Annotated in this window: 20 protein-coding genes; 11 read left to right on the top strand and 9 right to left on the bottom strand. The window is 72.9% G+C overall.

Annotated features, from left to right (window positions below):
- The first annotated feature begins 137 nt into the window (after positions 1 to 137).
- Positions 138 to 533 (top strand): hypothetical protein, encoded by a 396-nt coding sequence (locus AC3ET4_RS23660; RefSeq protein WP_431952623.1) that lies wholly within the window; start codon positions 138 to 140, stop codon positions 531 to 533.
- Positions 534 to 780: 247 nt separating this feature from the next.
- Positions 781 to 2,079 (top strand): L,D-transpeptidase, encoded by a 1,299-nt coding sequence (locus AC3ET4_RS23655; RefSeq protein ID WP_431952621.1) that lies wholly within the window; start codon positions 781 to 783, stop codon positions 2,077 to 2,079.
- Positions 2,080 to 2,172: 93 nt separating this feature from the next.
- Here AC3ET4_RS23655 and AC3ET4_RS23650 read toward each other — a convergent pair whose 3' ends face one another.
- From AC3ET4_RS23650 to xylB, 3 genes are all read right to left on the bottom strand, one after another.
- Complete coding sequence (locus AC3ET4_RS23650) at positions 2,173 to 3,060, bottom strand: prohibitin family protein (protein ID WP_431952619.1); 888 nt, start codon at positions 3,058 to 3,060, stop codon at positions 2,173 to 2,175.
- Positions 3,061 to 3,214: 154 nt separating this feature from the next.
- Complete coding sequence (locus tag AC3ET4_RS23645) at positions 3,215 to 4,366, bottom strand: ROK family protein (RefSeq protein ID WP_431952635.1); 1,152 nt, start codon at positions 4,364 to 4,366, stop codon at positions 3,215 to 3,217.
- 163 nt (positions 4,367 to 4,529) lie between these two features.
- The gene (xylB, locus tag AC3ET4_RS23640) at positions 4,530 to 5,942 is read right to left on the bottom strand and encodes a xylulokinase (protein WP_431952617.1); all 1,413 of its coding nucleotides are present in this window, start codon (positions 5,940 to 5,942) and stop codon (positions 4,530 to 4,532) included.
- Positions 5,943 to 6,015: 73 nt separating this feature from the next.
- Between xylB and xylA the strand changes: the two genes are divergently transcribed.
- Together xylA and AC3ET4_RS23630 are read left to right on the top strand one after the other, a co-directional pair.
- Positions 6,016 to 7,185 carry a xylose isomerase gene (gene xylA, locus AC3ET4_RS23635; RefSeq protein ID WP_431952615.1) on the top strand — a complete coding sequence of 390 codons (1,170 nt, stop codon included), beginning with the start codon at positions 6,016 to 6,018 and terminating at the stop codon, positions 7,183 to 7,185.
- 54 nt (positions 7,186 to 7,239) lie between these two features.
- The gene (locus tag AC3ET4_RS23630; RefSeq protein ID WP_431952614.1) at positions 7,240 to 7,737 is read left to right on the top strand and encodes a GNAT family N-acetyltransferase; all 498 of its coding nucleotides are present in this window, start codon (positions 7,240 to 7,242) and stop codon (positions 7,735 to 7,737) included.
- A 389-nt stretch (positions 7,738 to 8,126) separates the two neighbouring features.
- Here the strand turns inward: AC3ET4_RS23630 and AC3ET4_RS23625 are convergent, their stop codons facing one another.
- A complete protein-coding gene (locus AC3ET4_RS23625; RefSeq protein WP_431952613.1) occupies positions 8,127 to 8,963 on the bottom strand; it encodes a hypothetical protein in 837 nt (278 codons plus the stop codon).
- A gap of 961 nt (positions 8,964 to 9,924) precedes the next feature.
- On the opposite strand from AC3ET4_RS23625, the gene AC3ET4_RS23620 reads away from it, so the two are divergent.
- Together AC3ET4_RS23620 and AC3ET4_RS23615 are read left to right on the top strand one after the other, a co-directional pair.
- Positions 9,925 to 11,388, top strand: a complete 1,464-nt coding sequence (locus AC3ET4_RS23620) for an ABC transporter permease (RefSeq protein WP_431952612.1) — start codon at positions 9,925 to 9,927, stop codon at positions 11,386 to 11,388.
- Positions 11,389 to 11,496: 108 nt separating this feature from the next.
- Complete coding sequence (locus AC3ET4_RS23615) at positions 11,497 to 12,183, top strand: ABC transporter ATP-binding protein (protein ID WP_431952610.1); 687 nt, start codon at positions 11,497 to 11,499, stop codon at positions 12,181 to 12,183.
- 87 nt (positions 12,184 to 12,270) lie between these two features.
- Here the strand turns inward: AC3ET4_RS23615 and AC3ET4_RS23610 are convergent, their stop codons facing one another.
- Positions 12,271 to 13,212, bottom strand: coding sequence for a D-alanyl-D-alanine carboxypeptidase family protein (locus AC3ET4_RS23610; RefSeq protein ID WP_431952608.1), 942 nt, complete (start codon positions 13,210 to 13,212; stop codon positions 12,271 to 12,273).
- Positions 13,213 to 13,863: 651 nt separating this feature from the next.
- On the opposite strand from AC3ET4_RS23610, the gene AC3ET4_RS23605 reads away from it, so the two are divergent.
- A complete protein-coding gene (locus tag AC3ET4_RS23605; protein WP_431952633.1) occupies positions 13,864 to 14,874 on the top strand; it encodes a LacI family DNA-binding transcriptional regulator in 1,011 nt (336 codons plus the stop codon).
- A 61-nt stretch (positions 14,875 to 14,935) separates the two neighbouring features.
- Here AC3ET4_RS23605 and AC3ET4_RS23600 read toward each other — a convergent pair whose 3' ends face one another.
- Positions 14,936 to 15,976: a hypothetical protein gene (locus tag AC3ET4_RS23600; RefSeq protein WP_431952606.1), complete on the bottom strand. Its 1,041-nt coding sequence runs from the start codon at positions 15,974 to 15,976 to the stop codon at positions 14,936 to 14,938.
- A gap of 76 nt (positions 15,977 to 16,052) precedes the next feature.
- Between AC3ET4_RS23600 and AC3ET4_RS23595 the strand changes: the two genes are divergently transcribed.
- Positions 16,053 to 17,207, top strand: a complete 1,155-nt coding sequence (locus AC3ET4_RS23595) for a cystathionine gamma-synthase (RefSeq protein WP_431952604.1) — start codon at positions 16,053 to 16,055, stop codon at positions 17,205 to 17,207.
- 144 nt (positions 17,208 to 17,351) lie between these two features.
- On the opposite strand, the gene AC3ET4_RS23590 is transcribed toward AC3ET4_RS23595, so the two are convergent.
- Genes AC3ET4_RS23590 through AC3ET4_RS23580 form a run of 3 tightly spaced genes read right to left on the bottom strand, consistent with a single transcriptional unit; the run spans position 17,352 to position 18,593 of the window.
- Positions 17,352 to 17,606 carry a hypothetical protein gene (locus tag AC3ET4_RS23590; RefSeq protein ID WP_431952602.1) on the bottom strand — a complete coding sequence of 85 codons (255 nt, stop codon included), beginning with the start codon at positions 17,604 to 17,606 and terminating at the stop codon, positions 17,352 to 17,354.
- The gene (locus AC3ET4_RS23585) at positions 17,603 to 18,067 is read right to left on the bottom strand and encodes a sigma factor-like helix-turn-helix DNA-binding protein (protein ID WP_431952600.1); all 465 of its coding nucleotides are present in this window, start codon (positions 18,065 to 18,067) and stop codon (positions 17,603 to 17,605) included. The genes AC3ET4_RS23590 and AC3ET4_RS23585 overlap by 4 nt, the downstream gene beginning before the upstream one ends.
- 31 nt (positions 18,068 to 18,098) lie before the next feature.
- On the bottom strand, positions 18,099 to 18,593 hold the full coding sequence (locus AC3ET4_RS23580) for a MarR family winged helix-turn-helix transcriptional regulator (protein ID WP_431952598.1): 495 nt from the start codon (positions 18,591 to 18,593) through the stop codon (positions 18,099 to 18,101).
- Between the two features lie 235 nt (positions 18,594 to 18,828).
- Here AC3ET4_RS23580 and ilvA point away from each other — a divergent pair, with 235 nt between their 5' ends.
- From ilvA to AC3ET4_RS23565, 3 genes are all read left to right on the top strand, one after another.
- The gene (gene ilvA / locus AC3ET4_RS23575; protein ID WP_431952631.1) at positions 18,829 to 19,989 is read left to right on the top strand and encodes a threonine ammonia-lyase; all 1,161 of its coding nucleotides are present in this window, start codon (positions 18,829 to 18,831) and stop codon (positions 19,987 to 19,989) included.
- 197 nt (positions 19,990 to 20,186) lie between these two features.
- Positions 20,187 to 21,149 carry an ATP-binding cassette domain-containing protein gene (locus AC3ET4_RS23570; protein WP_431952596.1) on the top strand — a complete coding sequence of 321 codons (963 nt, stop codon included), beginning with the start codon at positions 20,187 to 20,189 and terminating at the stop codon, positions 21,147 to 21,149.
- Entirely contained in the window at positions 21,146 to 22,003 is an 858-nt protein-coding gene (locus AC3ET4_RS23565; protein ID WP_431952594.1) for an ABC transporter permease, read from the top strand. The genes AC3ET4_RS23570 and AC3ET4_RS23565 overlap by 4 nt, the downstream gene beginning before the upstream one ends.
- Positions 22,004 to 22,012 lie beyond the last annotated feature (9 nt).

Here is a 22,012-nt window from a genome sequence, read left to right as displayed (position 1 = left end):
CCATGTCCATGAACACGATAGTCGGCCCCGCGGCGGTTGCCCGCCGCGGCCTGCCCGGGGGCTGCTTCGGGCGTCCTGGGGCGCCGGCGCGGACTGCCTGCGCCACGGCGGCCGTTCGCCCGCATACCCTCCGTCACATGAGCACTACTGACATCCCCGCCGGGGAGAGCGGGCCGCGCTACGTGCGGCTCCAGGTGGAACTGGTCCTGGAGATCACCGGGTCCGGCGAGCTGACCGAGGCCGCGCTGGACCAGATCAGCGGCGACGAGTACATGCCGGACGACGAGCGGCAGCACGCCGAGGCATCGGTGCGGCAGGACGAGTCGGAGGCGCTGGCCTACCTCGTCGATCCCTTCGACCTGGTCACCAGCGTGCCGGGGATCGAACTGGTACAGGCGTCCTGGTCCTGCGCCCACACCGAGTACGACCCCGAATCCGACGAGTGGGACCTCTATGACGACGAGACGGACACCGAGGACGAGGAATCCGGAATCGCGCCCGGCATCGACGGACAGGAACCGCGCGGGCGCTGATCGCGTCTAGGTCAGTGCGTGACGCATCCGCCCCGGGCCTGAACGGGCCCGGGGCGCCGTACGGACCGCGGGGCCGCGCCCTTGTCCATGCGTCATGCACGTGTTCTTCCCCACACTCCGCGGGGTGGGGGAACGGACGAAAGACCCTGGCAGTTCCTGAACGTACGAGTAAGGCTCCTTCGAGGGCCGTGGCCCGCGACCCCAGCGGGCCGGGGGAAACGCGTACCTGAAGACATTGGAGATCTGTGTGAAGCGCGCCGCAACCGGCACAGCCACCGACACGAGTCCCTCGCGCAAGCGGCGAACCGGACTGGCAGCTCTGGCGCTGCTCGCCGTCGGGGCGATCACTCTGACCGCCTGCGGGGGCGACAAGGCGGACACGTCGGGCGGTTCCGGTTCCGGCAAGGACGTCACGTCGCAGTCATCGGTGGACGCGCAGGCGGCCAAGGACTCGTCGGACGCCCGAATAGCCATCACGCCGAAGTCCGGGGCCGACAACGTCAGCATCAACACCGGCGCCAAGGTGCAGGTGACCGACGGCCAGCTGACCAGCGTCGTGATGACCTCCGTCGCCGACGGCTCCAAGGTCGAGGGCACGATCTCGGCGGACGGCACCAGCTGGGCCCCCAACGCCCAGCTCGAGCGCGCCACCCAGTACAGGATCGCCGCCAAGGCGGAGGACGGCGAGGGCCGCAAGGCCACCGAGAACTCCACCTTCACGACCGTCAGCCCCGAGCACAGCTTCATCGGCTACTACACGCCCGAGAACGGCCAGACCGTCGGCGTGGGCATGCCCGTCTCGATCAACTTCACCAAGGCGATCGAGGACAAGAAGGCCGTCCAGTCGGCGATCACGGTGTCCTCCAGCAGCGGCCAGGAGGTCGTCGGCCACTGGTTCAACTCCACCCGGCTCGACTTCCGCCCCGAGGCCTACTGGCAGGCCGGCTCCACCGTCACCCTGAAGCTGGACCTCGACGGGGTCGAGGGCGCCGACGGCGTCTACGGCGTGCAGAAGAAGACCGTCACCTTCAAGATCGGCCGCAGCCAGGTCTCCACGGTCGACGCCGCCACCCACCGGATGAAGGTCGTCCGCGACGGCAAGGTGATCCGCAACGTCCCGATCTCCGCCGGCTCCGCCGAGAACACCACCTACAACGGCCAGATGGTGATCTCCGAGAAGTACACCGAGACCCGGATGAACGGCGCCACCGTCGGCTTCACCGACGACGACGGCAAGGGCGAGTACGACATCAAGGACGTGCCGCACGCCATGCGCCTGACCACCTCGGGCACCTTCATCCACGGCAACTACTGGGCCGCCGACTCGATCTTCGGCAACGCCAACACCAGCCACGGCTGCGTGGGTCTGAACGACACCAAGGGCGGCAAGGACACCGCCACCGACGCCTACTGGTTCTACACGAACTCGATCATCGGCGACGTCGTGATCGTGAAGAACTCCAAGGACAAGACCGTCGACCCGGCGAACGGCCTCAACGGCTGGAACATGAACTGGAGCGCCTGGAAGGCGGGCAGCGCGGTCTGACCGCTCCCGGCCCGAACGGCGAAGGGGCCCTGAACCGCACGGTTCAGGGCCCCTTCGCCGTCACCGGGGCCGCACCGGGCCCCGCGGGCGGCCTCAGTTCTTGGTGCCGTCCACGATGACCGGGGAGCCGGCCGCGTTCGTGCCGCAGGGCACCGCGTACACCGGGTGGGACTTGGCGGCCTCCCGGTAGGCGTCCAGGCACTGGTTGTAGAGCACCTTGTCGCTCAGCGACCGGGCGATGATCCGGTTGGCGCTCGCGATGCCCTCCGCCTCGATCCGCTTGCGCTCCGCCTCCGCCTTGGCCGTCCTGGCCGCCTCGACGGCCCGCTCGGTGGCCTGCTGCTGCTGGATCTTCTTGTCGATCTGCTCCTGCAACTGCCGGGAAGGGCGCACATTGCGCAGGTTCACGGCGGTGACGTCGATGCCGCGCGGTGCGAGGCGCTGCTTGATCTGGGCGTCGATCTCGGAGCCGATCCGCTCCCGGGCCGAGGCGTATCCTTCCTCGCTGGTGTGCGTGGCGAAGACATTGCGGACGATCTCGCGGCTGTCCGGCAGCACCAACCGCGACTGGATGGCCTCCTCGTTGCCCGCCAGCCGGTAGAGCGCGACCGCCTTGTCGGGCACCACGGCCCACTTGATGGTGACGTCGGCGTAGAGCACCCCGCCCTGCGAGGAGCGGACCTCGACCACGTCCTTGTCACTCAGGTTCAGGTCGACCGGGCGGGTGGAGAACGACGTCACGTCGGTGAACGGCGACCTGAAGTGGATGCCGGAGGTCAGCGGTGATCCGACCTTGCCGAAGGTCACCGGTACGCCGACCTCGTACGCGCTCACCACGTGGACGCTGGCGAAGGCGCCGGCCAGGACGCCTGCCACGGCGCTGAGGGCGGCCCCCAGCCGCCAGCCGCCGGCGCTCTGCCCCCGGGCGACGAAGAACAGGACGACCGCCGCCAAGAGCAGCAGGATGGACAGCACGAGCACAGGGATCCCCCTCCGGAACACGGATCGGCGCCGCCCCCCGGCAGCGCCGCGCAGCGCATCGTAACCGGCGAAGGTGACGGCCCCCGCGAGCGTGACAAGCTGTGGCGAGGTTGTCGCATGACGGGAACACAGCCCTGCGGAACCGCCCCGGCGACTACCGCGGGCGCAGCGCGTGCGGGTCGTCCAGGACGGCGCGCACCACGCTGTACGCCGCCCCGAGCAGCACGCCCTCACGGCCCAGCCGGGACACCCGCACCGCGTCCGCCCGCCACTGGCGGTCCGTCACGCGGCGGTGCAGCTCGCGCTCGAGGGCCGGGCGCAGCCACGGCGCCAGCGCGGCGAGCGTGCCGCCCAGCACGACGGCCTGCGGGTCCAGCAGGTTCACCGCGCCGCTCAGCGCCGTCCCGAAGGCCTGACCGGCGGCCGCGAGCGCCTTGAGCGCCGCCGGATCCTGATCCGCGGCGGCCGACTGAAGGGCCTTCAGCGCGTCCGGCCGTTCCGGGGCGATGCCGGCGGCGCGCAGCACGGCGTCCTCGCCCGCGTACTGCTCCAGGCAGCCGCGCGCCCCGCAGGAGCAGCGCGGGCCGGCCGGACGCACGGGAACATGGCCGAGCTCGCCGGCGAAGCCGCGCGCCCCGCGGAAGAGCCGGCCGTCGACGACCAGCGCCGCGCCGATGCCGATCTCCGCCGAGACGTGCACGAAGTCGGTGACACCCTCGTGGCCGCCCAGCCACAGCTCGGCGAGCGCGCCGAGGTTGGCCTCGTTCTCGACGGCGACCGGGACGGCGAGAGCGGCGAGGCCCTCGTCCCCGGCCCGCGCGAACCAGCCCGCGGCGTCGACGTCCTCCCAGCCGAGGTTCGGCGCCCGCACCACGACCTGCCGGTCCCGGCCCACCAGGCCCGGCACGGCGAGCGTGAGCCCGGCCGGGCTCAGGCCGGCCGCCCGCGCCTGGCGCCGCACGTCGGCCACGAGCGCCGAGAGCGCGCGCAGGACATCCGGCGCCGGGCGGCCGCGGTTGTCCGACTCGAGGCGGGCGCGGGCGCGCACGGTGCCGCGCAGGTCGACCGCGACGGCGGCGAGGTGGTCCACCCCGACCTCCGCGCCGAGGCCCGCGGGACCGCTGTCGTTCAGCGCCAGGGCGGTGCCGGGGCGGCCGACCGTGCCGGGGCGCTGGGTGCCCAGCTCCACCAGCAGGCCGCTCGCCAGCAACTCGTCGACGAGGGTCGACACGGTGGCGCGGGTCAGGCCGATCTCCGCGGCGACGGCCGCGCGGGAGACCTCGCCGTGCTCGGCCACGGCTCGCATCACCAGCGCCAGATTCCGCCGCCGCAGTCCCGCCTGCGATCCCGGCCGTTCCGCCACGCCCCGGTCTCCTTCCGCTCTCGCCCGTCATCCGCCCTGGTCGGCGTCGTCCCGTCCGCACCCTCGCACGCCCGGCGCGCGGGCCGGGCGGGCGAGGGCAGGCGGCTCACCGCACGTCGAACGCGTCGGCCAGCGCCGTCGCCAGGCGCTCGAGCGCGGCCTCGTCGCGCGGGACGGGGTCGTACGAGGGTCCGGCCGTGGTGTCCCAGCGGCGGGCGACCGCCTGCGGGGTCTCCCCGGTGAGCAGTCCGGCGGCCTGCGCGGCCGCGCCCAGCGCGACCAGTTCGTCCGCGACGGGGACCTGGACGGCACGTCCCGACAGCCGCCGCACGGTCTCCCGCCACGCCGTGCCCCGGGCGCCGCCGCCGATCAGCAGCAGGGGTTCGTCCGAGCCCGCGCCGTCGACCGCGAGGACCTGGTCGAGGGCGGTGAGCAGCGCGTACGCCGCACCGTCGTACGCGGCCTGGAGGATCTGCCCCGGGGTGGTGTCGTGCCGCAGCCCGGTGAGCAGCCCGGAGGCGTACGGCAGGTTCGGGGTGCGCTCGCCGTCGAGGAACGGCAGCAGCACCGTGCTGCCGCCCGCCTCGACCGCCTCGCGCTCCAGCGACAGCAGCGCCGCGACCTTGTCGACGGCGAGGGTGCAGTTGAGGGTGCAGGCCAGCGGCAGCCAGTCGCCGTGCCCGCCCGCGAAGCCGGCGACGATGCCGGCGGGGTCGGTGGGCCGGGTGGCGGCCGGCGTGTAGACCGTGCCGGAGGTGCCGAGGCTGAGCGCCGGCTGACCGGGCATCAGGCCCAGGCCGAGCGCCGCGGCGGCGTTGTCGCCGGTGCCCGCGCCGACCACGACGCCCTCGCGCAGCGGCAGCCCGGACAGGGTGACGCCGGCGCTCTCGCCGGGGCCCAGGACACGGGGGAGCAGCGCCGGGTCGAGGCCTATCCCGGCGAGCAGTTCCTCGTCGTACGCCTCGGTGTCCGTGGCCCACCAGCCGGTGCCGGAGGCGTCGCCGCGGTCGGTGACACCGGCGCCGGTGAGCCGCTCGGTGAGGAAGTCGTGCGGGAGGCGCACGGCAGCGGCCGCCTTGGCGGTCTCGGGCTCGTGCTCGGTGAGCCAGGCCCACTTGGTCACGGTGAAGCTGGTGCCGGGCACGCTGCCGAAGCGCCGCGCCCAGTACTCGGCTCCGTGCCGCTCCACCAGGGCGGCCGCCTGCGGGGCGGAGCGCACGTCGTTCCAGAGCAGCGCGGGCCGCAGGGGCCGGCCCGCCTGGTCGAGGACGACCAGGCCGTGCTGCTGGCCGCCGACCGAGACGGCGTCGGCGCGCTCGGCGTACGGCCCGATCTGGGCCAGGGCGTCGCCGAGCGCGCGCCACCACACCTCGGGGTCGGTCTCGCGCCCCGCTCCCTCGCTGACCGTGTGCCGGGCCTGTCCCCTGGCCAGCACCTCACCCGTCTCGACGTCGACGGCGAGCACCTTCGTCGACTGGGTGGAGCTGTCCACACCCAGCGCGATCGGTCCGTTACCCATCCTGCGGCTCCCTTCACAAAGCGGCCCTGGCATATTAATTTGTTCAGTGGTCTTACGAATAGGAGCCGCCGCGATGAGTTACACCCCCACCCCCGAGGACAAGTTCACCTTCGGTCTCTGGACCGTCGGCTGGCAGGGCCGCGACCCCTTCGGCGACGCCACCCGCCCCGCCCTCGACCCCGTCGAGAGCGTCAACAAGCTGGCCGAGCTCGGTGCGTACGGCGTGACCTTCCACGACGACGACCTGATCCCCTTCGGCTCGGACGACAGCGCGCGCGAGAACCACATCAAGCGCTTCCGCCAGGCCCTGGACGCCACCGGCCTGAAGGTGCCGATGGCCACCACCAACCTCTTCACGCACCCGGTCTTCAAGGACGGCGGCTTCACCGCCAACGACCGCGAGGTGCGGCGCTTCGCGCTCCGCAAGACCATCCGCAACATCGACCTCGCCGCCGAGCTGGGCGCCAAGGTCTACGTCGCCTGGGGCGGCCGCGAGGGCGCCGAGTCCGGCGCCGCGAAGGACGTGCGGGTCGCCCTCGACCGGTTCAAGGAGGCCTTCGACCTCCTCGGCGAGTACGTCATCGAGCAGGGCTACGACATCCGCTTCGCCATCGAGCCCAAGCCGAACGAGCCGCGCGGCGACATCCTGCTGCCGACCATCGGCCACGCGCTGGCGTTCATCAACGAGCTGGCCCACCCCGAGCTCGTCGGCCTCAACCCCGAGGTCGGCCACGAGCAGATGGCCGGGCTGAACTTCCCGCACGGCATCGCCCAGGCGCTGTGGCACGGCAAGCTCTTCCACATCGACCTCAACGGCCAGACCGGCATCAAGTACGACCAGGACCTGCGCTTCGGCGCCGGAGACCTGCGCTCCGCGTTCTGGCTGGTCGACCTGCTGGAGTCGGCCGGCTACGAGGGCCCGCGCCACTTCGACTTCAAGCCCCCGCGGACCGAGGACATGGACGGCGTGTGGGCCTCCGCGGCCGGCGGCATGCGCAACTACCTGATCCTCAAGGAGCGCGCCGCCGCGTTCCGCGCCGACCCGGCCGTGCAGGAGGCCCTGAAGGCCGCCCGCCTGGACCAGCTGGCCCAGCCGACCCTCGGCGCGGGCGAGACCCTGGCCGACCTGCTGGCCGACCGCGGCGCCTACGAGGAGTTCGACGCCGACGCCGTCGCGACCCGCGGCTCCGCCTTCGAGCAGCTGGACCAGCTCGCCATGGACCACCTGCTCGGCACCCGCTGAGCCCCGCGTGAAACAGGGTTGCCGCCGGGCCCGGCCCGGCGGCACCCTGCGGGGATGATCGAACTGAAGGTACTCACCGCCGACGACTGGCCGCTCTGGCGGGAACTGCGGCTCTCCGCCCTCGCCGACGCGCCGCACGCCTTCGGCTCGCGGCTCGCCGACTGGCAGGGCGACGGGGACCGCGAGGAACGCTGGCGCGACCGGCTCTGCCTGCCCGGCTCGTACAACCTGGTCGCCTATGTCGACGGCACGCCCTGCGGCATGGCGAGCGGCGTTCCCGGCGAAGTCCCGGACACCGCCGAGCTGATCTCGATGTGGGTGGCGGCCGAGGCCCGCGGCCGCGGCGTCGCCGACCGCCTGATCAAGGCCGTCGAGGAGTGGGCCGCGGGGGCGGCGGGCGCCGCCTCGCTCCACCTCGCCGTCGCGGAGGGCAACGCCCCGGCGACGGCGCTCTACACACGCAACGGCTTCGCGGACACCGGTGTATCGGGCGAGTCCATGCCGGACGGGCGTCCGGAGCGCGTCATGGCAAAGCGGCTGACACCGGCGTGAGCAGGCCGCCGATGGTCTTCGGCGGGGGGAGGTCCGGTGATGCGCCCGGTCCGCCGTGCCGGCCGGTCGCGGGGCGCGGATTTAAGGCGGCGCCGCGCGCGTGACGTGCGATCTGCGACGAAACGGCGGGGAAGGCTGAGGCTGTGGACATCACCGTCCAGTGGATCCGGATGTCCTGGACGAAAGTGTCCCGCGGAGGGGAGGCCGCCGCCCGGAGGAACGCGGCGCCGGTCGGCTTCACCGTCCCCTTCCTGCCGCCCTCGTCCGCCCATCTGGTCCGCATGCACGAGCGCGACGGCTTTGAGCCCCATGGCGTCGCGGACGACCTGAGCGAGGTCGACGTCCGGCTCCGCGAAGCCGACGGCCGGTTGCGTGTCCTTCCGACGGCGTCATGCCGCCTCCGCCAGGCACTCCCGGCAGGTGGCCGGGGCGTGTCCGCGGAAGGGGCGTTCGCAGGAGTCGCAGGACTGCCAGGGGACGGCCGCCGGGGGCGGCGCGGCGGCTGCGGGCGGCTCCCACGAGCGCAGGCGGTAGGCGAGCAGACCGGCCGGACGATGGGTCAAGACGGCGGGCAGATCGGCGGCCAGGGCCTCGGCGACGCGCTGGGGCTCGGCACCGAGCCGCAGCCACGCGGCGACGCCGGGGGACAGGCGGGCGATGTCGTGCCGGGAGAGCAGCAGGCGGGGATCGCGTACGCGGAGGGAGGCGAGGACGGCCTCGGCCGCCGCCGCGAGTCCGTCCTCGCCAAGACCCCCGAGGCCGTCCTCGGCGGGCGGAGGGGTCTGTGGGACGGCTTTCCGCGCGATGCCTCCGGGAGGTGCGTCGGAGGCTGGGGCGGATACGGGCGCGGGGGCCTCAGGCGCCGCCGCCGCTTCCGCGCGGGGGACGTCGTGGACATACGTCCGGGTGCGGATCCGTCCGTTCTCCTCGCGTACGACGACGCGCTCCAGGAATCCCTCCGCCTCCAGCTCGTTCAGGGCCCGGGCGAGCCGTTCCCTGCTCTCGGTGAAGTGCGCCCGCAGTGCGTCGATGCTGACGGGCACGCCGTCCGGGACGGAGAGCAGATACACGCCGACGCCGACCGTGACGGCGCTTCCGGGGCGCTGGGCGAGGCGGTTGGACAGGACGGTGAAGTTCGCCGTGAGGCGGCGGCGCACGTGGACGACGCCGGCGGCCGGAGTCCCGGCGCGGGGGCGTGCGGGGGCACTAAACTGGGTGTCAGCCATGGGGAAGGGTGTTCTTCCTTAACTGGTCAGGCCCCGGCCGGGATTGCAGTCCCTGCCGGGGCCGTCGTCTGTGTGGTGTTGTCTGCGGCGACCATACCGCCCCGTCCCCGCCGCTTTCGCTGATATCACCCGATCGCGTGACAGAGGGGGACGGGAGGGGAAGTCCCCGTCCTTGAGGGAAGTCCTTGTGGGGTCCGCTGCGCGACCGGCCCCCGGCCACCACCACTCCGTACCGGCCCACCGGCCCCTGGCCACCACCACTCCGTACCGGCCCACCGGCCCCTGGCCACCACCACTCCGTACCGGCCCACCGGCCCCTGGAGTCCCGGCATCCGGTGGAGTCCGCCCCGGCGGCGCACCCGTTGGCGGTCGACGGGGCGGACCGGCGTCCCATCCGTGCGGCGCGCCTCGGGGGAGTGAGTCCGTGCCCCTCGCCGCGCGCAGGCCGGCTCGTCGTCCTCGACGCTCTTGGCGATGTCGGCGCGCATCCGGGCGATCTCCCTGTGCGGCACCGCCCGCGCCCAGGCCCGCGCGGGATCACGTTCACGGTGTGGGCCCTGGTGGTGGCGGCGCGGCCCCCTCGTGCGCGTCTCGCGCGAACGTCCCCATTCCCGCAAGGCCTGGAGCCTCGACGACTGCGACGCACTCGCCGCCCACACACCGAGTGCTTCGGCCACGCGTGCCCGGGACTCGTCCGTGGCGTGGGCGGTGCCGGACTGGCGGCGGCACACCCGGCCTTGCGTGACACCGACCTGCCTGCGCCCCGGCTCCCGTCGCCGCGCATCCGCCGGGTGGGCCGGGGGCACGGAGCTGCGGCCGGCTCGCCCCCGGCAGGGGTTTCTCATGGTGCTCTCATCCGCCGCTCAGCCTCTCATCACGGCTCGTTCCTACCGTCACGGCAGCGGAGCGAAAGGCAACGGCCTTCCCCCGCCTCCCGTTTCCCGACCCGGCGAGGAATCGCATGTTCTTCACGTACCTCCGGCGCGAACTCCGCCGCCGCAGAAAGGCGGCGTTCGTCATCGCGACGGGCCTCGCACTGGGCATCGCCCTGGTGATCACCGTCGACTCGGTGTCGGCGGGCATGCAGCAGGCCCAGGGCAAGGTGCTGCAGTCGCTGTACGGCCTGGGCACCGACATGACCGTCACCAAGGCCGCCGACCCCGACGCGGCCTCGGACGCACGGCCGCGCTTCCGGTTCGACGCGCGCGGCGACGAGAAGGAGCAGAGCAGCGACCGGGTCATGGTGCAGGGCTTCCAGTCGCTGGAGTCCTCCGTCGTCGACCGGGTAGCGGGGCAGGACGGGGTCGAGGACGCGGTCGGCGGGCTGAGCCTGGTCGTTCTCAAGGTCGACGGCCGGTTCCAGCGCGGTGAGTTCCAGCAGGCCCCGGGTGGCGGCAACCGGCGGTGGGGCGGCGGCCCGCCGCAGGGCACGGTGCGCGGGGGCGGCGCCGACTTCGGCATCGACAGCTTCACCGTCTTCGGCACGGACGTCGCGCACCCCGGCCTCGGACCGCTGACCTCGTCGAAGATCACCTCGGGGAAGGGCTTCACCGAAGCGCAGGACGACGCCAAGGTCGCCGTGGTCGACAGCGCGTACGCCAAGCGGAAGAAGCTTTCCGTCGGAAAGACGCTGACGGTCTCCGGCACCACGTTCGAGATCATCGGCGTCGCGACCGCCGACAGCGGCTCGTCCTCCGCCGACGTCTACATCCCGCTGGGGCGGGCCCAGACGCTGGCGGACGCCAAGGACAAGGTCACCACGATCTACGTCCGGGCGAGCGACTCCCAGAAGATCGCCTCCGTCAAGTCCGCGATCCAGAAGAATGTCTCCGGCACCACGGTCACCACCTCCGCGGACCTGGCCCAGGCCGTCTCCGGTTCGCTGTCGACCGCGTCCAAGCTGGCGACCAGCGTCGGCAGATGGCTCTCCGTCGCCGTCCTGATCGCCGCCTTCCTCGTCGCGGGACTGCTGACCTCCGCCGCGGTCTCCCGCCGGGTGCGCGAGTTCGGCACGCTCAAGGCCCTGGGCTGGAAGAGCGGGAGGGTCACCCGCCAGGTCATGGGCGAGGCGATCGTCAACGGCCTCATGGGCGGCGTCCTCGGCATCGCCCTGGGCCTCGGCTGCGCCTACCTCATCACGGCGATCGGCCCCACGCTGGACGCCACCGTCGGCGGTGGCGGCGGCGGCCGGTTCGGTGGTCCCGGCGGCGGATTCGGCGGTCCCGGCGGCCCCGCCGGCTTCGCGGGCCCCGCCCGGCGTGCGGCCGGTGACGCCGTGGAGATCGCCCTGCACGCACCGGTCAGCGTCAACACCATCGTCCTGGCCGTGGCCTTGGCGGTGGCGGGCGGACTGGTCGCCGGGACCTTCGGCGGCTGGCGGGCCTCGCGGCTGCGCCCGGCGGACGCCCTGCGCCGCGTCGCGTAGCCCGCACCCGCCGCCGTATCCGCCCCCCGGACCGGGGGCCGCGTTCCGCTCCTTCCCCCTGGCGTGCGCGGCCCCCGCCCCTCCCCTCACGACTTCAGGAGTCCCCTGATGTACCAGCTCAGCGGCGTCACCAAGCGCTACTCACGCGGCAAGGAGGCCGTGGACGCGCTGCGCGGCGTCGACCTCGTGATCGAGGACGGCGACCAGCTCGTCGTCCAGGGCCCGACCGGCGGCGGCAAGTCGACGCTGCTGCAGATGCTCGGGGGCCTCGACCGCCCGACCGAGGGCTCGGTGGAGCTGGACGGCGTCGACCTGTCCCGGCTGAGCGAGGCCCGGCTGACCCGCGTCAGGTCGCAGAACATCGGCATCATCTTCCAGAGCTTCAACCTGATCCCGACCCTGACCGCGCAGGAGAACGTCGAGACCGCCCTCGTCCCGCTGGGCGTCAGGAGCTCGGAACGCCGTACCCGCGCCGCCGAGGCCCTCGCCTCCGTCGGCCTCGGCGACCGGCTGCACCATCTGCCGGGCGAGTTGTCGGGCGGTCAGCAGCAGCGCGTGGCGATCGCCCGGGCCCTGGTCAAGCGCCCCAAGGTGCTGCTCGCGGACGAGCCCACCGGCGCCCTGGACGAGGGCACCCGCGACGAGATCCTCGTCCTGCTGGAAGGGCTATGGAAGGAGCACAAACTGACCTTCGTGATGGTCACCCACGACTCCGCCGTCGCCCGGCGCGCCACCCGGGTCGCCACCATCAGGCAGGGCCGCGTCACCGTCACCGAGCGGACCCCCGCGGCCTGAGGCGGCCGCCGGCGCATCGCGCCGGGAAGGCGGAAGGCCCCCGGGCCTGCCTGGGGACACCGGGGACCTTCCGGGCAAAGGGGCCGGTCAGTCGCTCTGCGCGCCGGCCGGGAGCTTGCGCAGCTTCAGGGTGCCCGCGGCTGAGGAACTGCTGGTCTTGAAAGCGTAGTTGAGCATCTTCGTCGCGTCCGTGAAACGCGCGTTGCCCGAGCTGCTGTGGAGGACGACGCCGATGATCGTGCGGCCGTTGCGGGTGGCGGCGAAGATCAGGCACGGGCCCGCGGAGGTGCCGGTGCCGGTCTTGACGCCGACGGCGCCGCTGTAGGAGCCCAGCAGCTTGTTGGTGTTGTACCAGGTGTATGTGCGGCCGTTGGTGGCCTTCTGCACCGTCTTCTGGGACTTCACGATCCCGCGGAAGGTGCTGTAGCTCATCGCCTTGCGGGCCAGGACGGCGGCGTCGCGGGGCGTGGTGTAGTTCTTGCCGGCCGCCGATATGCCGTCGAAGGAGTCGTACCTGGTGTTCTTCAGGCCCAGTTTGACGGCGTTGCTGTTCATCTTCGCGATGAACGACTTGGTGCGCGCCGAGACGGTCGTGCCGGTGCCGTAGGTGTCGGCCAGCGCCATCGCCGCGTCGCAGCCGGAGGGCAGCATCATCGCGTAGAGCAGCTGCTTGACGGTGACCTTGTCCCCGGTCTTCAGGTCGGCGGTGCTGGCGCCGTTGCGGGTCACGTAGGACCGGTAGTCCTTCTTGATGGTGACCTTCTTGTTCAGGTCGAGTTTCGCCGTGCCGAGGACCGTGACGGCCGTCATCACCTTGGTGGTGCTGGCCATCTGCCGCCGGGTGTCCGCGCCCTTGCTCCACAGCTTCTTGTTGGCCGTGTTGTCCAGCAGGTAGGCGCCCTTGGCGGTCACCGTCGGCGGCGCGGGCGCCGCGTACGCGGGAGCGGCCAGCGGTGCCGCGACGACGAGGGCGCCGGAGGCCAGGACCGCGGCTCCGAGCCGGTGAGCCCTCGTGATGCCGAGTCTCAACGCAACTCCATGGGTTGGTGGAATGGGATCCGGCACATCCTGGCAGTCGTTCGGCGAACATCTGAGCGGTGGGGCGGGGATTGTGACGCGACGCGTACAAAAGCGGGCTACCGGCCCGAAACGGAGGATTTCGTTCCGGGCCGGCGGCCCGGCCTCGGGGCCGGCGGTGGAGCCGTCACCGGTGGGGACGCTCGTGATCCGCGCGGCGCCAGGGCGCTTGCCCTTTGCCCGTGACGCCCGACGGGCCCTGCGCCGGGGCGGCCCCGAGCGCCGTCGACCGCGCTCGAGTGGGAGCGGACACCGGGCGCGCAGGGGCGAAGGGGCGGCCGTCCGCCGACGGATGGGAACGCGAGAGTCGAGGCGCGGCCGGCCGGGCGATCGGACGCGGGCCCGTGCCGGCCGGGCCTCGTCGGCTCCCCGGTGAAGGTCCCGCATGCCTCGGCCTGTTCATCCCGGAACTCCGCCAGACGCGGGCGGGACCGCTGCCGTCCCCGTACGGGCCGCTTCGCGAGGTGTGTAGCGTGTGAGGGGTGCGGCGATCGAGGGCGCTCCTGTCGAAGCGCTTCGACATATGTCCTGGACAGACCTTGACGATCTCCGTTAGCCTTGTGTCGAAGCGCTTCGACACTCTGCGGAATGACGGAGATCCGGATGGTCACACTCGCCGAGGTAGCCCGCCACGCGGGGGTCTCCGCCAGTACCGTCTCGTACGTGCTGAGCGGCAAACGCTCGATCTCGGAGGAGACGCGCCGGCGGGTCGAACGGAGCATCAAGGAACTCGGCTACCACCCGCACGCCGGAGCGCGAGCTCTCGCCAGCAGCCGCTCGAACATCATCGCCCTCATGGTGCCGCTCCGTACGGACATGTACGTCCCCGTGATGATGGAGATCGCGATGGCGGTCGCCACGACGGCCCGCCGCCACGGCCACGACGTACTCCTGCTCACCGGCGAGGAAGGGCCCACCGCGGTCCGCCGCGTGGCGGCCAGCGGACTCGCCGACGCCATGATCGTCATGGACGTCGAGCTGGAGGACGAGCGCATCCCGCTGCTGCGCGCCGGGGACCGGCCCGCCGTGCTCGTCGGGCTGCCCGCCGACACCACCGGACTCACCTGCGTGGACCTCGACTTCGTCGCCACCGGCGCGCTGTGCGCTGACCACCTGGCCGACCTCGGCCACCGCTTTGTCGCCGTCGTCGGCGAGGCCGCCGCGGTCTACCAGCGCCACACCGGCTTCGCCGAGCGTACCCTCCAGGGCCTGCGCGCCCGCGCCGCCGAGCGCGGGATCCGGCTCATCCACCGCCCCTGCGAGGGCAGTTACGAGTCCACCGCCGGCACGCTCTCCCGCATCTTCGAGGAGCGGCCGGACACCACCGCACTCGTCGTCCAGAACGAGTCCGCCATCGCCCCCCTCCTCGCGCTCCTGCGCCAGCAGGGCCGCGCCGTGCCCGAGGACGTCTCCGTCGTCGCCGTCTGCCCCGACCAGGTGGCCACCCAGGCCGCCCCGCAGCTGACCTCGGTCGCCATCCCCGCGCAGCAGATGGGCCGGCACGCGGTCGAGCTCGTCATCGCCAAGCTGGCCGGCAGCGCGACGGAGGAGGTCCGCCTGCTCGGCCCCGAACTCAAGGTGCGCGCGAGCAGCGGCCCGGCACCGGCCGCGTGACGGCCCCGGTGCCGGCGCCCGCGTAGCCGTCCACGCGCAGAGCCGCAGGGGCCAGCCGGTGTCACCGGGCGCGGCCGTGCTCGGAGTGCCGCTCCTGTCCGGCGAGGGCCAGCGCTCGGTGGGCGGTGTAGGCGGCGGCCGGGTCGGGCTCGTACGACCAGGGAGCCGCGCCCGCGTAGCCGTCGACGGCGCGGAACTGCTCGACGGCCTCCGCGAAGCGCTCCGCGCGCAGCAGGAAGGCCGCCAGCAGGTGCCGCACCACGGGCAGCACCGCGTCGGAGGGGGAGGCGTGCTCGGTCGCGTAGAGAGCGCCGCCGATCGCGCGCGAGACGACCTCGCTCTCGTAGAAGCCGCGCACGAGGATGACGTCCGGCAGGTGCGCGAAGACCTCGAAGAGCGGCAGCGCCGGCAGCAGGCTGCCCTCGGGCGCGGAGGAGGCGGCCCGCTCGGCGAAGTCGCGCGCGGCGTCCTCGGGGAGGCGGGCGAGGGCGGTCAGATGGGCGCCCATGTGGTGCGGGGCCCGGGCGACGACCTTCTCCCAGGCGGCGGTGAAGTCCGCGTCGGCGGCGAGCGCGACGATGTACGGCACAGGGTCGCCCGGGGCGAGCAGGGCGGCCTCGTCGGCGACCGTGCGCGCCTCCTCGAGGATCATCGGCACGTCCGGGGAGCCGGCCGGCTCGCGCCGCGCCCGCTGCACCAGGAACGCCGCGTGCACGGCCGCCCCGCCGGCGTCCTTGGCATCCTCGACCCGCCAGGTGCGCAGCCACGCCGCGCCCGCGCCGGGGGACTGCGCCAGTTCGACCGCCGCGGCGCCCGCCAGGGTCTGCACCCGCTGCCAGCGCAGCTCGCCCGCCGCCGGGGTGCCCTTGAGGAGGGCGGCGACCGCACGCCAGTCCTGGGTGCGCTGGGTCACCGCCAGCGCATGGGTCAGCTCGTCGTCCGGCCCGGGAAGCCGGATGTCGATCTCCTCCCGGGGCACGAAGCCGTAGCGGGCGGGATCGAGCGCGGTGACGGCCCGCACGCCGCGGCGGCGCAGCAAGCGGGGCACCAGCACGATCGCGGAGATCAGCAGAACGCCGTACAGCACCCACAGGACTTCCATGGTGAGCAAGCCTACGCGGGGCCGCCCGGCACGTCCCGGCCCACCGGGAGGTGCTTGCCGCACTACGCTCGGCGGTATGAGCGAGCAGCAGCACCAGAACTTCGAGACCCTCGCGATCCACGCGGGCCAGCCGGCCGACGCCCGGACCGGCGCCGTGGTCACGCCGATCTACCAGGTCTCCACGTACAAGCAGGACGGGGTCGGCGGCCTGCGCGGCGGCTACGAGTACAGCCGTTCCGCGAACCCCACCCGCACCGCCCTGGAGGAGAACCTCGCGGCGCTCGAGGGCGGCCGCCGCGGTCTGGCGTTCGCGTCCGGCCTGGCCGCCGAGGACTGCCTGCTGCGCACGGTACTGGGGCCCGGCGACCACGTGGTCATCCCCAACGACGCGTACGGCGGCACCTTCCGGCTCTTCGCGAAGGTCGTCGAGCGCTGGGGCGTGCGGTGGTCGGTCGCCGACACCTCCGACCCGGCGGCGGTCCGGGCCGCGCTGCGCCCGGAGACCCGGCTGATCTGGGTCGAGACGCCCAGCAACCCGCTGCTCGGCATCACCGACATCGCGGCCCTCGCGGACATCGCACGCGGCGCGGACGCCCGCCTCGTCGTCGACAACACCTTCGCCAGCCCCTACCTGCAGCAGCCGCTGGCCCTGGGCGCGGACGTCGTCGTGCACTCCACCACCAAGTACATGGGCGGGCACTCGGACGTGGTCGGCGGCGCGCTGGTCGCGGCCGACGCGGGGCTCGGCGAGGAACTCGCGTACCACCAGAACGCGATGGGCGCGGTCGCCGGGCCCTTCGACGCGTGGCTGGTGATGCGGGGCATCAAGACCCTCGCCGTCCGCATGGACCGGCACAGCGAGAACGCGGCCAGGGTCGCGGAGCTGCTGTCGCTGCACCCGAAGGTCACCCAGGTCTTCTACCCGGGGCTGCCCGAGCACGCGGGCCACGACGTCGCGGCCAAGCAGATGAAGCAGTTCGGCGGCATGGTGTCCTTCCGCGTCGCGGGCGGCGAGGAGGCGGCCGTCGCGGTCTGCAACCGGGCGCGGCTGTTCACGCTGGGCGAGTCCCTCGGCGGCGTCGAGTCCCTCATCGAGCATCCGGGCCGCATGACGCACGCCTCCGCGGCGGGCTCCGCGCTGGAGGTGCCGGCGGATCTGGTGCGGCTGTCGGTGGGGATCGAGTCCGTGGACGACCTGCTGGAGGACCTGCGCCAGGCGCTGGGGGCGTAGCCCCCGCTTGCGTGGGGCGTGTGTGGTGGCGGGGGTGGGTTTCCTCCCTCCCTCCCCAGCCTTCGGCCGGGGGACCCCCATCCGGCGCGTTCGGTGCGGGCCGAGCAGGTTTTTGGGGGGCCGGGGGCGGGGCCTCCGCAGGGCTCACCAGTAGGCCGGGATCGTCTCCCGCGGCTCCGGCCACCACACTGCCGCCAGAACGGCTGCGACGAGAACCCCCACCACGAGGAGCGTCCACAGCACGGCGCGCAGCACGCGGCGCCGGGCCAGGGCGCGGCGGCCTCGTTCGGCGGCGCGCGGGGCGAGGTCCGCGGGGACGACGGGGTGCGGCCCGTCGAGCAGCCGGCGGACCTGGTCCTCCCTGGAACCCCTGAACCCCCCGTACCCGTAGGCGCTCACGGCGCCGCCTCCCGCACCCGGGGGGCCGCGTCGCCGTGGGCCGCCTGCCGGTGCAGGGTCGCGGTGGCCCGCAGGGCCGTCGCCCGCACCCGCTCCGGCGGCAGGCCGAGCTCCGCGGCGGCCTGCTCCGCGGCGAGGCCCTCGTACAGCCGCAGCACGATCACCAGCCGTTCCCGCGCGTCGAGGCCGGCGAGCACGCCGCCGCGGGGGCGCCGCCACCAGGGCCGGTGGGCGAAGCGGCGGACGAGCTCGGCGCGGGTGAAGACATAGGGGTCCTCGCCGCGTATCCGGAACCAGTCCGCGTAGGTACGCGGCAGCGCGGCGCACACCAGCTCGGCCGCCTCCGTGCGGTCCCCCGTGAGCAGGACGGCGATGTGCAGCAACCGCCCCGCCGCGCCCGCCACGAAGGCCCCGAACTCGGCCTCGCGCAGGCGCTCCGCTGCCTCCCGGCGCTCTCCCACAGCGCCAGGGGACGACAGATGCGACCTCAGGTCAAGAGTTCTGCTCGTCTCCCTGCGAGACGGACGCGTGGTACCGCACCAGTGAGGAGTTGAACCGGCCGAGGAGGTCGGTGAACAACTCGCGCTCCTGCTGGGTCCAGTCCGCTGTGACGACCTCCATGAGCCGCTGCCGCGACGCGCGGACCTCTTCCAGGCGCGAACGGCCGCGGGGGGAGAGCGCGAGCACGACCGCGCGCCCGTCCTCGGGGTGCGAAGTGCGCTTGACCAGGCCGCTGTCCACGAGCGGGGCGACCTGCCGGGTGACGGTGGAGGAGTCGATCCCCATGCCCTCCGCGAGCGCCTTCACGCCCATCGGGCCCTCGTTGTCCAGACGGTGGAGCAGCAGGTAAGCGGCCCGGTCCATGGAGTTGCGGGCCTTGCCGACGCCGCCGAGGCGCGTCTGTTCCGCTCGGCGGGCGAAGAGCGCCACTTCGTGCTGCAGGCGCTCCAGGAGGTCGGTCGTGGTCTCCGGGGGAGGAATGGGCATGGCCGGAAGCTCGCGTTCTGTCGGTCCTGCGAAGGTTGGGAGAAGAGTACGCGGAGAGCGTCATCTCGGGACCCCGCCGGGCAAAACTGCTCGCTCGCCTCGTCCGGCCGGTGGGCGCTGCTGCGAGACTGGGAGCATGGAAAGTCCCGCACATCACGCCCGGCGCACGACCCGCACGGTGGCGGCCGCGCGGCCGTCCCCTGTCACCATCGACGATGTGCGCGGCGCGCACAAGATGCTGTCCGGTGTGGCGCGCGTGACACCCATGGAGGGCAGCCGGTACCTGTCGCGTCTGGTGGCCGCCCCGGTGCATCTGAAGTGCGAGAACCTGCAGCGTACCGGCTCGTTCAAGGTGCGCGGCGCGTATGTGCGGATCGCCGGGCTGCGGCCGGAGGAGCGTGCGGCGGGCGTGGTCGCGGCGAGCGCCGGCAACCACGCGCAGGGCGTGGCGCTGGCCGCGTCGCTGCTCGGGGTGCGCTCCACCGTCTTCATGCCGTCCGGCGCCCCGCTGCCGAAGGTCGCGGCGACCCGTGACTACGGGGCCGTGGTGCGGTTGCACGGGCACGTGGTGGACGAGACGCTGCGCGCCGCCCAGGAGTACGCCGAGGAGACGGGCGCGGTCTTCATCCACCCCTTCGACCATCCTGACATCGTCGCCGGGCAGGGCACGGTGGGCCTGGAGATCCTGGACCAGTGCCCGGAGGTGCGCACGGTCGTCGTGGGGATGGGCGGGGGAGGGCTCGCGGCCGGTGTGGCGCTGGCGGTGAAGTCGGTGCGTCCGGACGTGCGGGTCGTCGGGGTGCAGGCGGCGGGCGCGGCCGCGTACCCGCCGTCGCTGGCCGTGGGGCGTCCGGTGGCGCTGGACTCGGTCGCCACCATGGCGGACGGGATCAAGGTGGGCTGCCCGGGCGAGGTGCCGTTCGCGATCGTGCGGGACCTGGTGGACGAGGTGCGCACGGTCACCGAGGACGAGCTGTCCAGCGCGCTGCTGCTGTGCCTGGAGCGCGCGAAGCTGGTGGTCGAGCCGGCCGGGGCGAGTCCGGTGGCGGCCCTGCTGGCGCGGCCGGACGCCTTCGACGGGCCGGTGGTCGCCGTCCTGTCCGGCGGCAACGTCGACCCGCTGCTGATGGAGCGCGTCCTGCGGCACGGCATGGCGGCCGCCGGGCGCTACATGTCGTTCCGCCTGCGGCTCACGGACCGGCCGGGGGCGCTGGCGGCGCTGCTGGGGATCCTTTCCGCGACGGACGCGAACGTGCTGGACATCGGGCACGTGCGCACCGAGCCGCGGCTGGGACTGACCGAGGTGGAGGTCGAGCTGCAACTGGAGACCCGCGGCCCCGAGCACCGGGCGGCCGTGGCGGAGGCGCTGCGGACGGCGGGATACGTGCTGCTCTGAGGCTGTCGGGCCGGAATGTCAGTGGGGTGCGGCATGGTGGTGTCGGGTGTCGTGGACGCGGGATGGCGCTGAGGCGGAGCTCGAAGAAATCCGCTTGACGCGATATATCGCGTCTGGGATGCTCGCGATGCATCGGTGTGCGCTGCCGCGCGCCCGACAGTCCCCATGCACCCCAAGCCCCGAATCGGAGACATCGCATGCCAGGCGCCATCCATGCCGAAGGTCTGGTGAAGACCTTCGGTGACGTACGGGCACTGGACGGAGTGGACCTGGACGTCCCTGAAGGGACCGTCCTGGGCCTCCTCGGCCCCAACGGTGCCGGGAAGACGACCGCCGTGCGCGTTCTGACCACCCTGCTGCGGCCCGACAGCGGCAGCGCCGTCGTGGCCGGCGTGGACGTACTGAAGAACCCCAACGAGGTGCGCCGGAAGATCGGCCTGTCCGGTCAGTTCGCCGCGGTCGACGAGTACCTCACCGGCCGCGAGAACCTGCAGATGGTCGGCCAGCTCTACCAGATGACCGCCCGGGACGCGAAGGCCCGCGCGACGGAGCTGCTCGAGCGCTTCAACCTCGCCGAGGCCGCCGACCGCACGGCCAAGACCTACTCCGGCGGCATGCGGCGCCGGCTCGACCTGGCGGCCGCGCTGGTCGTCAGGCCGCCGGTGATGTTCATGGACGAGCCGACCACCGGCCTCGACCCCCGCAACCGCCTCGCGCTGTGGGAGGTCATCCAGGACCTGGTCGCCGGCGGCACCACACTGCTGCTCACCACGCAGTATCTGGAGGAGGCCGACCACCTCGCCCACGACATCTGCGTGATCGACCACGGCAAGGTCATCGCCCGCGGCACCTCGGACGAGCTCAAGGCGCGCACCGGCGGCGAGCGCGTCGAGGTCGTCGTCCACGACCGCGAGCACCTGGTGACCGCCACCGAGGTGCTGAACGGCTTCGGCAAGGGCGAGCCCGCCATCGACGACCACACCCGGCGGATCACCGTACCGGTCACCGGCGGCGCGAAGCTGCTCGCCGAGGTCATCCGCGAGCTCGACACCCGCGGCATCGAGATCGACGACATCGGTCTGCGCCGGCCCACGCTCGACGATGTGTTCATGTCCCTCACCGGCCACGCCGCCGAGGAGAAGGAAGAGGAGTCCCAGTGACCACGGTGACCGACGCGGTCTCCACCAGCGCGCCGCGCACCACGAACCCGCTCGTGCAGTCCGTCCGCGACTCGCTCGTGGTGGCCCGGCGCAATCTGATCCGCATGCTGCGCATCCCCGAGGTCGTGATCTTCGGCCTCGTGCAGCCCATCATGTTCGTGGTGCTGTTCAGCTACGTCTTCGGCGGCTCCATGAACGTCGGCGGCTCCACCGACCCCGGGCTCTACCGCGAGTTCCTGATGGCGGGCATCTTCGCCCAGACCGTGACGTTCGCCACCGCGGGCGCCGGCGCGGGCATCGCCGACGACATGCACAAGGGCCTCATCGACCGCTTCCGCTCGCTGCCGATGGCCCGTGGCGCGGTGCTCACCGGCCGCACCCTGGCCGACCTGGTGCAGACGGCCCTCACCGTCGTGGTGCTGGCGATCGTCGCCGTGCTCGTCGGCTGGCGCGTCCACGAGGGCCTGCCCAAGGCGCTCGCCGCCTTCGCCCTGCTGCTCCTGCTCGGCTACGCCTTCTCCTGGATCGGCGCCCTCATCGGCCTGTCGGTCCGCACCCCGGAGGCGGCCACCTCCGGCGGTCTGATCTGGCTGTTCCCGCTGACGTTCATCTCGAACGCCTTCGTGGACTCCAACCTGATGACTCCCTGGCTGCGGCACATCGCCGAGTGGAACCCGTTCAGCGCCACCGTGCTGGCCTGCCGGGAGCTGTTCGGCAACCTCCCGGCCGGCTACCAGACCCCGGACGTCTGGCCGATGCAGCACCCGGTGCTGGCCTCGGTGCTGTGGTCGATCGTCATCATCCTGGTCTTCCGCACCCTCGCGGTGCGCAAGTACCGGTCGGCGACCGCGTGAGCATGCGAC

The organism is Actinacidiphila sp. bgisy167, from assembly GCF_057707665.1.
This window is presented reverse-complemented; position numbering and strand designations above follow the sequence as displayed.

Excerpts from the sequence above, each read along its gene's own strand:
- AC3ET4_RS23660 (WP_431952623.1), top strand. The coding sequence starts at position 138 with ATGAGCACTACTGACATCCCCGCCGGGGAGAGCGGGCCGCGCTACGTG.
- AC3ET4_RS23645 (WP_431952635.1), bottom strand. The coding sequence starts at position 4,366 with ATGCGAGCCGTGGCCGAGCACGGCGAGGTCTCCCGCGCGGCCGTCGCC.
- xylB (WP_431952617.1), bottom strand. The coding sequence starts at position 5,942 with ATGGGTAACGGACCGATCGCGCTGGGTGTGGACAGCTCCACCCAGTCG.
- xylA (WP_431952615.1), top strand. The coding sequence starts at position 6,016 with ATGAGTTACACCCCCACCCCCGAGGACAAGTTCACCTTCGGTCTCTGG.
- AC3ET4_RS23630 (WP_431952614.1), top strand. The coding sequence starts at position 7,240 with ATGATCGAACTGAAGGTACTCACCGCCGACGACTGGCCGCTCTGGCGG.
- AC3ET4_RS23625 (WP_431952613.1), bottom strand. The coding sequence starts at position 8,963 with ATGGCTGACACCCAGTTTAGTGCCCCCGCACGCCCCCGCGCCGGGACT.
- AC3ET4_RS23620 (WP_431952612.1), top strand. The coding sequence starts at position 9,925 with ATGTTCTTCACGTACCTCCGGCGCGAACTCCGCCGCCGCAGAAAGGCG.
- AC3ET4_RS23615 (WP_431952610.1), top strand. The coding sequence starts at position 11,497 with ATGTACCAGCTCAGCGGCGTCACCAAGCGCTACTCACGCGGCAAGGAG.
- AC3ET4_RS23605 (WP_431952633.1), top strand. The coding sequence starts at position 13,864 with ATGGTCACACTCGCCGAGGTAGCCCGCCACGCGGGGGTCTCCGCCAGT.
- AC3ET4_RS23600 (WP_431952606.1), bottom strand. The coding sequence starts at position 15,976 with ATGGAAGTCCTGTGGGTGCTGTACGGCGTTCTGCTGATCTCCGCGATC.
- AC3ET4_RS23595 (WP_431952604.1), top strand. The coding sequence starts at position 16,053 with ATGAGCGAGCAGCAGCACCAGAACTTCGAGACCCTCGCGATCCACGCG.
- AC3ET4_RS23580 (WP_431952598.1), bottom strand. The coding sequence starts at position 18,593 with ATGCCCATTCCTCCCCCGGAGACCACGACCGACCTCCTGGAGCGCCTG.
- ilvA (WP_431952631.1), top strand. The coding sequence starts at position 18,829 with ATGCTGTCCGGTGTGGCGCGCGTGACACCCATGGAGGGCAGCCGGTAC.
- AC3ET4_RS23570 (WP_431952596.1), top strand. The coding sequence starts at position 20,187 with ATGCCAGGCGCCATCCATGCCGAAGGTCTGGTGAAGACCTTCGGTGAC.